Origin of the sequence: Metapseudomonas boanensis (genome assembly GCF_042232855.1) — a bacterium.
Taxonomy (GTDB): Bacteria; Pseudomonadota; Gammaproteobacteria; order Pseudomonadales; family Pseudomonadaceae; genus Metapseudomonas; species Metapseudomonas boanensis.
Window position 1 is genome coordinate 353,555 of record NZ_CP113889.1, and the last position, 13,318, is coordinate 366,872.

The 13,318-nt window shown below is 63.5% G+C and carries 10 protein-coding genes, 1 tRNA gene and 1 pseudogene; 9 read left to right on the top strand and 3 right to left on the bottom strand.

What is annotated here, in order from left to right:
* Positions 1-4 precede the first annotated feature (4 nt).
* On the bottom strand, positions 5-2,260 hold the full coding sequence (locus OXH74_RS01665) for a PAS domain S-box protein (RefSeq protein WP_375739810.1): 2,256 nt from the start codon (positions 2,258-2,260) through the stop codon (positions 5-7).
* A gap of 319 nt (positions 2,261-2,579) precedes the next feature.
* On the opposite strand from OXH74_RS01665, the gene OXH74_RS01670 reads away from it, so the two are divergent.
* From OXH74_RS01670 to OXH74_RS01690, 5 genes are all read left to right on the top strand, one after another.
* Positions 2,580-4,202 (top strand): acyl-CoA synthetase, encoded by a 1,623-nt coding sequence (locus OXH74_RS01670; protein ID WP_215374433.1) that lies wholly within the window; start codon positions 2,580-2,582, stop codon positions 4,200-4,202.
* Between the two features lie 118 nt (positions 4,203-4,320).
* Positions 4,321-4,650 (top strand): DUF485 domain-containing protein, encoded by a 330-nt coding sequence (locus OXH74_RS01675; RefSeq protein ID WP_375739811.1) that lies wholly within the window; start codon positions 4,321-4,323, stop codon positions 4,648-4,650.
* Positions 4,647-6,296, top strand: coding sequence for a cation acetate symporter (locus tag OXH74_RS01680; RefSeq protein ID WP_375739812.1), 1,650 nt, complete (start codon positions 4,647-4,649; stop codon positions 6,294-6,296). The genes OXH74_RS01675 and OXH74_RS01680 overlap by 4 nt, the downstream gene beginning before the upstream one ends.
* A 68-nt stretch (positions 6,297-6,364) precedes the next feature.
* Positions 6,365-8,137, top strand: a complete 1,773-nt coding sequence (locus tag OXH74_RS01685) for an acyl-CoA dehydrogenase C-terminal domain-containing protein (protein ID WP_375739813.1) — start codon at positions 6,365-6,367, stop codon at positions 8,135-8,137.
* Between the two features lie 126 nt (positions 8,138-8,263).
* Complete coding sequence (locus OXH74_RS01690; RefSeq protein ID WP_375739814.1) at positions 8,264-9,526, top strand: OprD family porin; 1,263 nt, start codon at positions 8,264-8,266, stop codon at positions 9,524-9,526.
* A 100-nt stretch (positions 9,527-9,626) separates the two neighbouring features.
* On the opposite strand, the gene pcsA is transcribed toward OXH74_RS01690, so the two are convergent.
* Entirely contained in the window at positions 9,627-10,349 is a 723-nt protein-coding gene (pcsA, locus tag OXH74_RS01695) for a phosphatidylcholine synthase (RefSeq protein ID WP_215374448.1), read from the bottom strand.
* A 327-nt stretch (positions 10,350-10,676) separates the two neighbouring features.
* Between pcsA and OXH74_RS01700 the strand changes: the two genes are divergently transcribed.
* The 4 genes from OXH74_RS01700 to OXH74_RS01715 all read left to right on the top strand — a co-directional run bounded on the left by OXH74_RS01700 (position 10,677) and on the right by OXH74_RS01715 (position 13,031).
* Positions 10,677-10,889 carry a cysteine-rich CWC family protein gene (locus tag OXH74_RS01700; RefSeq protein ID WP_375739815.1) on the top strand — a complete coding sequence of 71 codons (213 nt, stop codon included), beginning with the start codon at positions 10,677-10,679 and terminating at the stop codon, positions 10,887-10,889.
* Positions 10,889-11,581 (top strand): pseudouridine synthase, encoded by a 693-nt coding sequence (locus OXH74_RS01705; RefSeq protein WP_375739816.1) that lies wholly within the window; start codon positions 10,889-10,891, stop codon positions 11,579-11,581. Before OXH74_RS01700 ends, OXH74_RS01705 begins: the two co-directional genes overlap by 1 nt.
* Before the next feature lie 395 nt (positions 11,582-11,976).
* The gene (locus tag OXH74_RS01710; protein WP_375741699.1) at positions 11,977-12,861 is read left to right on the top strand and encodes an alpha/beta fold hydrolase; all 885 of its coding nucleotides are present in this window, start codon (positions 11,977-11,979) and stop codon (positions 12,859-12,861) included.
* Positions 12,862-12,957: 96 nt separating this feature from the next.
* Positions 12,958-13,031: transfer RNA gene (locus tag OXH74_RS01715), tRNA-Gly, on the top strand.
* An 11-nt stretch (positions 13,032-13,042) separates the two neighbouring features.
* On the opposite strand, the pseudogene OXH74_RS01720 reads toward OXH74_RS01715, so the two are convergent.
* Positions 13,043-13,195, bottom strand: a pseudogene (locus tag OXH74_RS01720) (integrase); the annotation flags it as partial.
* Positions 13,196-13,318 lie beyond the last annotated feature (123 nt).

Consider the following 13,318-nt stretch of genomic DNA (forward strand, 5'->3'; position numbering starts at 1 on the left):
CTTGTTATTGCAGCGGCAGGCGACAACGCATCAGCAAGCCGCCCTCCTCGCCCGGCTCACCATCAAGGGAACCGCCAAAGCCTTCAATGATGCTTCGACTCATCGACAACCCCAAGCCCAAACCATCCGGCTTGCTGGTGTAGAACGGGGTGAAGATGCGTGCCAGCTCCGCCTCGTCCAGCCCTGGCCCCTGGTCACGAACCTCGATGGCCAGCCGGCCTTCGACCTCCGGCCGAGCCGCCAGGACGATGACCGAATCCTGCCCCGGATGCGCCTCGCGATTGGCATCGATGGCGTTACGCAGCAGGTTGAGCAGCACCTGCTCCAGCAGCACCCGGTCGGCGTAGACCGGCGGCAGATTCTCCGGTAATTGCTCGACGATCGCCACCTGACTGGCACTGGCCTCCCAGACGCACAGGCGCACCGCCTCGCGCGCCACTTCGGCCACGTCCAGCGCCTGCATCTTGCGCTGGCCCTTGCGCAGGAAGGCGCGCAGCCGCTTGATCACCTCCGAGGCATGATTGGCGTGCTCGGTGATGCGCTCCAGGCCTTGCGCCACGCGGTCGGCAGCCTTGGGATTACTGGCCAGCGATTGCAGGTAGCGCTGGCTGGCACTGGCGTAGTTGACCACCGCTGCCAGCGGCTGGTTGATCTCATGAGCGATACCGGAGGCCAACTCGCCCAGGGTCACCAGGCGAGCGGTGTGTGCAAGTTCGTCCTGATGTCGGCGTTGCTGTGCCTCGCGCAGTTCGCGCTCGGTCATGTCACGGGCCACCAGCGAGTAGTAACGTTCGCCGCCCGCCGCGGTGTGGGCCAGCAGCACCATGGAGACCGGCACCGAGGCACCACCACCGGGCGGATGCAGGCGCGCGTCGAGGTTCCACACCCCCTTGCGCTCGGCCGTGCTCCAGCCCTCACGACTGATCCGCGCGAGGTCGTCCGGGGCGAAGACCTGCGCCAGCGCTGGCATGGCGTCCCGAACACCGAGCTTGAGGGCACGACGTGCCGCCGGGTTGAGGTAAGTGATCAGGCCGGCGGGGTCGACAAACAGCACCGGGTCAGTATTGGCTTCCACCACTTCGGCCAGGCGCCGCCTGTTTTCCTCGGCTTGCACCCGCGCGGTGATATCGCGGGACACGCTGACCACCTCCACCACCGCGCCCGTATAGGTCTCGCGAATGGCGCGGCTGGCCGTCTCGAACCAGAGGTAATGCCCGGCGCGATGGCGGATGCGGTAAGTCATCGTGTGGTAGCCGTCCTGCTCCAACGCATCACGTGCACGCTGCACCAGCTGCGCCAGCTCCTGCGGGTGAAACAGGCATTGCGCGAGTTGGCCACGCAACTCTTCCGGCCAGTAGCCGAGCAGTGTCCAGGAGGCCGGCGAGGCGTCGAGGAAGCGCCCGTCCGGCGTATGGCGGGAAATCAGGTCGGTAGTGTTCTCGGTGATCAGTCGGTACAACCGCCGCGCGCGGGCAGCCTCGCGTTCGGCGCGAATCTGCGCGGTGGCCTCGCGGCAACGCGCCAGGACACGTCGCTCCTGCGGGTCAGGAATGTACGTCCAGATCAGCATGCGCTCGCCGCATTCGGCCTCCACCCCTTCGATGGCCCGCGACTGCTCGAGGGAGGCCCGCACCAGCGAAGCATGGTTGACCGGCAGAAAGCGCAATACCTCGGCCAGCGGCAGTTCGCCGAGCATGGCCAGCAGCGCGGCGTTGAGTTCCAGGGGATGCGCCTCGGCATCCAGCAGCAGGCTGGGTTGCGGGTCGAGGCCCAACAACGGGGAGGCCCGCAGAAGGCCGCTGACGCTGGCCAGCAGGGTGCTCAACAACTCATGCAGCCAGCCAAGCCAGTCCAGGCTCACATCCTCACGCACATCCACCAGCAGCAGGCCCGGCTGGCCGGGCACCAGCGCCAGGTCGAAGGCCTGGCCATGGCTGATGGCTGCACGGCGCAGGCGCCCCGCCAACCAGCAGTCGAGCTGGCGCACCTGGTCCAGCCCCAGGCGGCCCTCCACTTCCAGACGGGCGAACAACTCCTCGTCGCTGGCCTGCATCGGGTCGCCCTGGCCGGGCGGCAGGTGCTGGCCGCTGCCCTCGTGGCCATAGATGCGCGCACCGGGCAGCCAGCTCAGGTAGTAGGCCTGCCGCACTTCCGGGCAGCCGCGCAAGGCCCGGCACAGGGCATCGGCGCGGGCCGCCAGGGGCACGTCTTCACGCTGCAGGCGCAGCCAGGTGTGCAGTCGAACCGGGGTCTGGGTCATCGAAGGTCCAGTGTCAGGGGGTGGACAAGGATAGCGTGGTGGAAGGATGCCGGAACGTTCGCGAGGGCGCGTCGCCCCCCTGCAGGAGCCAGCTTGATGGCGAATTGACCGCTCCATGAGGATCAAACCCTGCTCACGCGCCCAAGTCATTCGCGAGTAAGCTCGCTCCTACAGCGTTATCGTATAGTAGTTTTACTATACAACTATAGATGCACTTCCATATTAAGTGGATATTGGTATATAAATTCACCACGAAATCTACCGACCATTCTGATGGGCCGGTACAGAAGAGCTAATAATCAGCCGTCGGGTGTCCAGCATGTCGATCTACGAACAGGGCCTAGCCCCTGCTGCCGTCAACCATATCGCCCTCTCCCCTCTCAGCTTCATCGAGCGCACCGCCAGCGTCTATCCGCACTACCCCGCCGTCATCCACGGTTCGGTTCGCCGCAACTGGGCCGAGACCTACACGCGCTGCCGGCGCCTGGCCTCCGCCCTGGCCGGCCGCGGGATCGGCAAGGGCGACACGGTAGCGGTGATGCTGCCGAACATCCCGGCCATGCTGGAGGCGCACTTCGGCGTACCCATGATCGGTGCCGTGCTCAACACCCTCAACGTGCGCCTGGATGCCGAGGCCATCGCCTTCATGCTGCAGCACGGCGAGGCCAAGGTGCTGATCACCGACCGCGAGTTCCATGCCGTTATCCACGCTGCCATCGGCATGCTCGACCACCCGCCGCTGGTGATCGACGTCGACGACCCGGAATACGGCGAAGGCCAGGCGGTCAGCGACCTGGACTATGAAGCACTGTTGGCCGAGGGCGACCCGGAATTCGCCTGGAGCTGGCCGGACGATGAGTGGCAGGCCATCTCGCTGAACTACACCTCCGGCACCACCGGCAATCCCAAGGGTGTGGTCTATCACCATCGCGGCGCCTACCTGAACGCCCTGGGCAACCAGATGACCTGGGCCATGGGCAACCATCCCGTCTACCTCTGGACCCTGCCGATGTTCCACTGCAACGGCTGGTGCTACCCCTGGACGGTCACTGCCCTGGCTGGTGTGCACGTGTTCCTGCGCCGGGTCGACCCGCAGAAGATCCTCACCCTGATCCGCGAACACCAGGTGACCCACATGTGCGGTGCGCCCATCGTGCTCAACGCCCTCGTGAACATGCCTGACTCGGCCAAGGCCGCCATCGATCACCCGGTGAACGCCATGGTCGCCGGCGCTGCGCCGCCGGCCAAGGTGATCGGCGCCGTCGAAGCCATGGGCATCCGCGTGACCCACGTCTATGGCCTGACCGAGGTCTACGGCCCGGTGACGGTCTGCGCCTGGCACGCCGAATGGGACGAGCTGCCGCTGGAAGAACGTGCCAGCATCAAATCCCGCCAGGGCGTGCGTTACCCGACCCTGGAAGGGGTAATGGTCGCGGACCCGAAAACCCTTGAGCCAGCGCCCAAAGACGGCCAGACCATTGGCGAGATCTTCATGCGTGGCAACACCGTGATGAAGGGCTACCTGAAGAACCCCACCGCCACGGCCGAAGCCTTCGAGGGTGGCTGGTTCCACACCGGCGATTTGGCCGTGTGGCACCCGGACGGCTATGTGGAAATCCGCGACCGGCTGAAGGACATCATCATCTCCGGCGGCGAGAACATCTCCACCATCGAACTGGAAGGCGTGCTCTATCGTCACCCTGCGGTGCTGGAAGCAGCCGTGGTGGCACGCCCCGACGAGAAGTGGGGTGAGACGCCCTGCGCCTTCATCACCCTCAAGGCCGACCAGCAGGACACCCGCGAGGCAGAAATCATCGCCTTCTGCCGCGAGCACCTGGCCAGCTTCAAGGTGCCGAAGACGGTGATCTTCACCCAACTGCCGAAAACCTCCACCGGCAAGATCCAGAAGTACGTCCTGCGCGATATGGCCAAGAACCTCTAACAGCAGCGCGTCATGAACAAGGCGACCGTCCCCGGCGGTCGCCCAAGGCTGCCTCATGCCCGAAAAAGCAGCGGCAACCCGAACCAGGCATCGACAACAACAACAAGCGGAGCCAGCAATGACCACTCACAACACACCTCACGCCCAACACTGCGACCGCATCCGGTCAAACCCCAAGTTCCAGCGCCTGGCCCGCCAGCGCGCACGCCTCGCCTGGTCACTGAGCGCCCTGGTGCTCGGCGTCTACTACGGTTACATGCTAGTCGTGGCCTTCGCCCCGGGCTGGCTCCGCCTGCCCCTGGCCGACGGCAGCCAACTCACCCTCGGCCTGCCACTGGGCGCGGGCATCATCGTCCTGTCCTGGCTGCTCACCGGTTGGTACGTGCGCAGCGCCAACACCCGCTTCGACGCGCTGAGTGCCGAGATTGTCGAGGAGGCCCAAGCATGAAGCGCCTGCTCGCCCTCCTCGCCTGCGCCCCCCTGGTCGCCCTCGCGGCACCCATCACCGCCGAAAAGCAGCCGCTGAACCTGCACGCCATCGGCATGTTCTTCGTCTTCGTCCTTGGCACGCTGCTGATCACCTGGTGGGCCGCGCGGCGCACCCGCTCCACCTCGGACTTCTACACCGCAGGTGGGGGTATCAGCGGCTTCCAGAACGGCCTGGCGATCGCCGGCGACTACATGTCCGCTGCAACCTTGCTGGGCCTCTCCAGTCTGGTGTTCGCCAAGGGCTACGACGGTTTCATCTACACCATCGGCTTCTTCGTCGGCTGGCCCATCGTCACCTTCCTGATGGCCGAGCGCCTGCGCAACCTCGGGCGCTACACCTTCGCCGACATCGTTTCCTACCGCCTCGACCAGAGCCGCGTGCGCACCCTGGCGGCCATCGGCTCGTTGACCGTGGTGTGCTGCTACCTGATCGTGCAAATGGTCGGCGCCGGCCAGTTGATCAAGCTGCTGTTCGGCCTCGACTATCCCATCGCGGTGATGGTGGTCGGCGCGCTGATGCTGGTCTACGTGATCTTCGGCGGCATGATCGCCACCACCTGGGTGCAGATCATCAAGGCCGTCCTGCTGCTGGCCGGCGGCACCACCCTGGTGTTCCTGGCCATGAGCGAGTTCGGCTTCAGCTATGAGCAACTGGCCAGCCGCGCCATCGACGTGCACGCCGCCGGCAGCGCCATCATGGGGCCGGGCTCGATGCTGGCGGACCCGATCAACACCGTGTCGCTGTCCCTCGGCCTGGTGTTCGGGATCGCCGGCCTGCCGCACATCCTGATGCGTTTCTTCACCGTGCCGAATGCGCGGGAAGCCCGTAAATCAGTGTTCTACGCCACCGGCTTCATCGGCTTCTTCTTCCTCGTGGTCTGCACCCTGGGTTTCACTGCCATCGTCATCATCGGCACCGACCCGCAGTACTTCATCGACGGCAAGGTCGGCGGAGCACTGATCGGCGGCGGCAACATGGTGGCCATGCACCTGGCCCAGGCGGTGGGCGGCAACCTGTTCCTCGGTTTCCTCTCCGCCGTGGCCTTCGCCACCATCCTGGCGGTGGTTTCCGGCCTGGCTCTGGCCGGTGCCTCAGCCATCTCCCATGACCTCTACGCCACCGTCTTGAAGAAGGGCCGCGCCAGCGAGAAGGATGAAATGCGCGTCACCCGCTTTGCCACCGTCGGTCTGGGTGTGATCGCTATCGGCCTGGGCCTGCTGTTCGAGCAGATGAACATCGCCTTCCTGGTCGGCCTGACCTTCGGTGTCGCCGCCTCGGCCAACTTCCCGGTGCTGATCATGGCTATGTACTGGAAGGGCCTGACTACCCGCGGCGCGCTCTGGGGTGGTTTTGCCGGATTGGCCTGCGCCCTGCTGCTGGTGATCCTCTCGCCGGCCGTCTGGGTCACGGTGCTGGGCCACGCACAGGCTATCTTCCCTTATGACCACCCGGCGCTGTTCTCCATGCCGCTGGCCTTTCTGGTGATCGTGGTCGTGTCCAACCTCGACCGCAGCGCCCGAGCCGACCGCGAGCGGGCCGCCTTCGAGGACCAGTTCGTCCGCGCCCAGACCGGCCTGGGGGCCGCTGCCGCCAGCAGCCATTGACCGACCGGGCACGGCTCCCCCCGCGTGGGTCGTGCCCGATGTACAACCGAAAAAAGAGGTTCCACACCATGCCCGAATTCAACGCCCCGCTGCGCGACCTGCGCTTCGTCCTGCATGAGGTCTTCGACGCCCCCGCTATCTGGGCGCGCCTGCCCGCGCTGGCCGAACGGGTCGACGCCGGCACCGCCGATGCCATCCTGGAAGAAGCGGCCAAGGTCACCGGGCAGCTCATCGCCCCGCTCAACCGCAGCGGCGACGAAGAGGGCGCGCAATGGTGCGATGGCGTGGTGACCACTCCGGCCGGATTCAAGGAGGCCTACGCCACCTATATCGAAGGCGGTTGGGTGGGCCTCTCCGGCAACCCGGATTTTGCCGGCATGGGCATGCCCAAAATGCTCGCCGTGCAGTTCGAGGAAATGCTCTACGCCGCCAATTCGAGCTTCGCCCTCTACTCTGCGCTGTCTTCCGGCGCCTGCCTGGCGATCGACGCCCACGCCAGCGCTGAGCTGCGCTCCACCTACCTACCGCCGATGTACGAAGGCCGTTGGGCTGGCTCCATGTGCCTCACCGAGCCCCACGCCGGCACCGACCTCGGCATCATCCGCACCAAAGCCGAGCCGCAGGTTGACGGCAGCTACAAGATCAGCGGCACCAAGATCTTCATCACCGGCGGCGAGCAGGATCTGACCGAGAACATCATCCACCTGGTGCTGGCCAAGCTGCCGGACGCACCAGCGGGGCCGAAAGGCATCTCCCTGTTCCTGGTACCCAAGCTGCTGGTCAACGCCGATGGCAGCCTGGGCGCACGCAATGCGGTGAGCTGCGGCTCCATCGAACACAAGATGGGCATCAAGGCTTCAAGCACCTGCGTGATGAACTTCGATGGCGCCACCGGCTACCTGATCGGTGAGGCCAACAAGGGCCTGGCGGCGATGTTCACCATGATGAACTACGAGCGCCTGTCCATCGGCATCCAGGGCATCGGTTGCGCCGAAGCCTCCTACCAGGCCGCTGTCGGCTACGCCCGCGAGCGCATCCAGAGCCGCGCGCCCACCGGCCCGGTAGCGACGGACAAGGTGGCCGACCCGATCATCAATCACCCCGACGTGCGCCGCATGCTGCTGAGCATGAAAGCCCTGACTGAGGGCGGCCGCGCCTTCGCCTGCTACGTCGGCCAGCAACTCGACCTGGCCAAGTTCACCGAGGACGCCGACGAGCGCCAGCGCGCCGAGGCCCTGGTGGCGCTACTCACCCCGGTGGCCAAGGCCTTCTTCACCGACACTGGGCTGGAAAGCTGCGTCAATGGCCAGCAGGTGTTCGGCGGTCATGGCTACATCCGCGAATGGGGCCAGGAGCAGCATGTGCGTGATGTGCGCATCGCGCAGATCTACGAAGGCACCAACGGCATTCAGGCCCTCGACCTGCTGGGCCGCAAGGTGGTTGCAAATGGCGGTGCCGCACTGCGCCAGTTCTGCGCCGAAGTGCGCAACTTCGCCCACCACCACGAAGTGCCTTACGGCAGCGAGCTGGTCGTAGCGCTGGAGCGCCTGGAGACCGTCAGCGGCTGGCTGCTGGAGCACGCCAAGACCAACCCCAACGAGGTGGGTGCCGCCTCGGTGGAATACCTGCATCTGTTCGGTTACGTCGCCTACGCCTACATGTGGGCACGCATGGCCGCTGTCGCCGAGGCAAAACGCAGCGAGGACGAGGACTTCTACGGCGCCAAACTGGCCACCGCGGCGTTCTACTTCCAGCGCCTGCTGCCGCGCACCCTGAGCCTGGAGGCCAGTATCCGCGCCGGCAGCACCTCGCTCTACGAGTTGAAGGCTGAGCACTTCTGACGCTTAGCGTGTAGCAGCGCGGTCTGGGCTCCTTCGGACCGCGCCTTTTTCTTCCCCCACCAACCATTGGGCCGAACGGCCCGATGCGGGACCGGCTTTTCCACAACAACAAGAAGAGGTAAGACCATGGACCGCAACACCCTCACCTCCGGCCTGCTCATGGCCTGCGGCGCCGCCGCGCTGTCGGCCCCTGCCCAAGCGGATTTCATCGCCGATGGCAAGGCCGGACTTGAGCTGCGCAACTTCTACTTCAACCGTGACTTTCGCCAGCAAGGGGCTACCCAGGCCAAGGCCGAGGAGTGGGCCCAGGGCTTCCTGCTTCGCTATGAGTCCGGATTCACCGAAGGCAGCATCGGCGTCGGCCTGGACGCCATCGGCTTGCTCGGTGTGAAGCTCGACTCCAGCCCGGACCGCGCGGGTTCCGGCCTACTCAAGCGCGACCGCGAAGCGCCCAAGCGTGCGCAGGACGAATACGGCGAACTGGGCCTGACCGCCAAGCTGCGCGCTTCCAAGAGTGTGCTGAAGCTCGGCACCCTGATGCCCAAGCTACCGGTGCTGCTGGCCAACGACTCACGCCTGCTGCCGCAGACCTTCGAAGGCGGCCAGCTCAATTCGCTGGAGATCGACGGCCTGACCTTCGACGCCGGGCGCCTGACCGAGGTGAACCAGCGCGACTCTTCGGACTACGAGGACATGGGCATCACCACCGTTGGCGTGAAGAATATCCGCGCCCGCCAAGCCACCAGCGACGCCTTCGACTTCGCCAACCTCAGCTACAAGTGGAACGACAGCCTGAGCACCGGTTACGGCTTTGGTCGGCTGGACGACTTCTATCGCCAGCACATGCTCACCCTCAATCACCTGCAGCCGCTGGGTTCCGGCCAGGCACTGAAGAGCGATATCCGCTACGCGCGCTCAACCGATGAAGGTGGTAGCAACGTCGACAACAGCGCGTTTGGCGCGATGTTCACCTACAACCTCGGCAGCCACGCCTTCGGACTTGGCTACCAGCGCATGAGCGGGGACACCGGTTTCGCCTACGTCAACGGCAGCGATGCCTACCTGGTGAACTTCGTGCAGATCAGCGACTTCGCCAACGTCGAAGAACGCTCCTGGCAAGCTCGTTATGACTACAACTTCGCCGCCCTGGGCGTGCCGGGCCTGACCTTCATGACCCGCTATCTCTCAGGCGACGACATCGACTTGGGCGTGGGTAAAGCCAGCGGCAAGGAGTGGGAGCGAGATACCGACATCGCCTACGTGGTGCAGAGCGGCCCGCTGAAGAACCTGGGCCTGAAATGGCGAAACGCGACGGTGCGCACAACGAACTTCGGCAACGATCTCGACGAGAACCGGCTGATCCTCAGCTACACACTGCCATTGTGGTGAGCAACCCAGCGAGGGTGGCCGCCGGTCGCCCTTACCCTTGCAAGCCGTAGCCCGGACTGAAGTCCGGGCTACGCAGCGGCACGGCATTGCGCGAGGCGATTCAGGCCTTCAGCTTGTGCGTCCAGTCCAGCAGGCTGCGCCACAGGCAGATGCCCACGAAATAGGCCGAAGCCAGCCACCAGATGCCCAGCACCAGCGACTTGTAGAAGGGGTGCTGGATGATCAGCAGCATACTGCTGATCATCCACACGAAGGTGACCACGATGTTCAGCGGCATCAGCTTGCGCACGCGGAAGGGGTGCAGGAACTTCAGCTTGGTCAGCGTCAACGCGGCCAGGAAACAGATCAGCAACAGGCTGACAACCGGCGGCGGGTCGATGATCCAGATATACAGCGCCACCACGTTCCAGGCCGCCGGGAAGCCGACAAAGTAGTTGTCGCTGCTCTTCATGTTCAGGTTGCAGAAGCAGAACAGCGATGACACCAGGATCAGGCTCACCGTGACCAGTGCAGTGTGATCGGGCAGGTCAATGTAGCGGTAGATGAAGATTGCCGGGATGAACACATAGGTCAGGTAATCGATCACCAGGTCCAGCGTGGAGCCGTCAAAGTTCGGCAGCATGGTACTGGTCTGCACACGACGGGCGAAGGTGCCATCCAGGCCATCCACCAGGAGCGCCGCGCCAAGCCAGAGCAGGCAATCGCGGGGCTGGTTGTCGAACAGGGCAAGTATCGCCATCAGGGCAAGCACGACACCGGTGGCAGTGACACCGTGTGCGGACCATGCCTTGGCTTTATTCACTACGTTGATATTGGCGGACACGGCAGTTCTGCTCAAAGTGATGGGGGAGTAGATTCGATAGACTCCAATTATGCGTCAGCTTCTTCAGGCCTTCAGACATTTCTGAAAACGACTTTGTCGCTCTCAGACTCCTTGCACTTGCATATTCGATGCTAGGTCGTCTATCGCGAACGGCAACGCTCCCTGACCACTGACCATGCGCGACCTGGTAGGAGCGAGCTTGCTCGCGAATTGCCCACCTCAGCATTCGCCAGCAAGCTGGCTCCTATACTTGAACTCCCCGCCCCTCTTGCATCCCAGGCGTCACCCCTGCACCCTGAGCGTCCTTTCCACCTGTGATACACCGGCATGAGCGCCCCGACCGATCCCGCCCGCTGTCCACTCTGCGGCCAGAGCAACCAGTGCACCCAGGCAAACCCGGCAACTGCCGACCAGCCCTGCTGGTGCTTCGAGGTGCGGATCGACCCGGAACAGCTCAAGCAGGTCCCGGAACAGGACCTCAATCGCGCCTGCCTCTGTCCCCGCTGTGCACACGCATTGCCCACTGACGCACCAAGCTGATGCGCCTCGATCGCTTTTTGAGCAACCTCGCTGAATTCAGCCGCCTCGATGCGCGCCTGTTGCTCGCCGCTGGTCGGGTCCGCGTGGATGGACAGACGGTCACAGATGGCCGCTCTGAGGTTCGCGAGTTCAACCGAATCGAACTCGACGACCGCCTGCTGCAAGTCGGCAAGCCGGCACGCTACTTCATGTTGTACAAACCTGCTGGCTGGGTGAGCGCCACCGAGCATCCTGAGCACCCCACCGTGCTCGACCTGCTCGACGAGCCCGACAAACACGAACTGCACCTGGGCGGCCGTCTCGACCTGACCACCACCGGCCTGCTGCTGATCACCAACGACGGGCTCTGGTCGCGCCGCCTCACCCAGCCTGAGCGCAAGCAGCCCAAGGTCTACTACGTGGAAACCGAGCAGCCCATCGGCGCCGAGTACGCCGAGACCTTCGCCCAGGGCCTCTACTTCGCCTTTGAAGACCTGACCACCCTCCCCGCTCAGCTGGAAATCCTCGACACCCGCGCCGCCCGCCTGACCCTGCATGAAGGTCGCTACCACCAGGTCAAGCGCATGTTCGGGCACTTTCGCAACAAGGTCGTGCGCCTGCATCGCGAAAGCGTCGGCCCGCTCAAATTGGACCCCGACATGCAACCAGGCGACTACCGGTCACTCACCGCCGAAGAAGTGGCCCACTTTTAGCTAGGTCACACCCGAGTCACATCGGTTTTGAATAAACCGACGAACTGCAAGAATTTTTCCTTTCAATGAGCTTGCAGGTGTAAAGAGGCCCTGCTTAAATCGGACACAAGGTCAGAGTGTGACCAAAGAGTCACACCGATCATCTAAGCGATTCTGCGGTCCCCTGTGCTCTGCACATGAAGGTTTCCTGCCTGGTTAGAAGACACTGTCTGGTGCCGAAAAGCGCCGGAACTCGCCGTCTTTTTTCGACCTAACCGCCTGAAAATTAAGAAATTTTTAAATTTTTCGCCTGACATCGGATTGTCATCCAAAGGCGCTTTCCTACTGCCAAGACTTACAGCGAGCCATGCCTGTCCATGACCCGCATGACCCATCTGCGCCAGGAGGAAAACGACATGAGGCCGGAAACCGCCATCGTCGAGATTCACAGCCAGTACAAGGTTCACACGGAGTTCTACGGCAATCCCGAAGCCAAGCAGACCATCATCCTGGTCAATGGCTCGTTGTCGACGACAGCCTCGTTCGCGCAGACCGTGAAATACCTGCAACCGCACTTCAACGTCGTGCTCTTCGACGAGCCCTATGCCGGGCAGTCCAAGCCACACAACGACAACACCCGTTTCATCAGCAAGGAAACCGAGGCGGACATCCTCCTGCACCTGATCGAGCACTTCCGCGTCGATTACCTGATGTCCTTCTCCTGGGGCAGCGTCTCCGCCCTGCTGGCCCTGGCCCAATGCCCGGCACGGATAAAGAAGGCCGTCATCACCTCCTTCTCGCCGATCCTCAACGACGCGATGATGGATTACCTCACCCGTGGGCTGGACTACCTTGCCGCCGTCGACCGCGACAACGTCGGCCATCTGGTGAATGACACCATCGGCAAATACCTGCCGTCGCTGTACAAGCGCTTCAACCATAAGCACTGCAGCAGCCTCGACGATCACGAATACCTGCAGATGCATTACCACGTCCGCCAGGTCCTGAACATGGATTCGCGTTGCTACGTGGACTGCCTGCAGAACGTCGACATCCCGATGCTGTTCGTCAACGGAGAGCATGACGAATACACCTCGGCCGCCGACGCGCGCCATTTCGCCAAGCACGTGCGTGACTGCGAGTTCGTCACCATCGACAACGCCGGCCACTTCGTCGATGTGGAACACAAGGCAGGCTGGTTGCAAACCCAGCAAGCCCTGCTGGGGTTCCTGAAGGCCCCGGTGAGCTCTAGCCTCGCACGGCCGCAACCGGTTGCCGATTACCAGGCAATTGCGGTTTGAACGCGCGAGCGCCCGGGCAGGTGCAAGTATTTTCAGTAACTTGTGACTGCTCCGGGCTTCACCTATGGGCCAGCTTCTGGTAAAAAGGCACCCGCTGCGGGCGTCGTATAATGGCATTACCTGAGCTTCCCAAGCTCATGACGAGGGTTCGATTCCCTTCGCCCGCTCCAAAATTCTCTGACTAAGCCCCTGATTCATGGGGTTTTTTCGTTTCTGGGCTCTGCCGGTGTCGAAAAGTGTCGAAATCGGCCAGCGGACCCAGCCTGATTGCATCGTGCAAATGCTCCGGAGCCAGGTGCGCATAGCGCATCATCATGCTCCGTGACGCATGTCCCGGGTGACCCTCTTCGCCCAAACCCCATGCCCCGCTTCAACAGGACAGTGTCCTGGTGTCCGAGTGCAGAGCTCAGGATGTTGTTCAGTGCTCCCGTCACGGGAGAAGGCCGTGACGACAGAA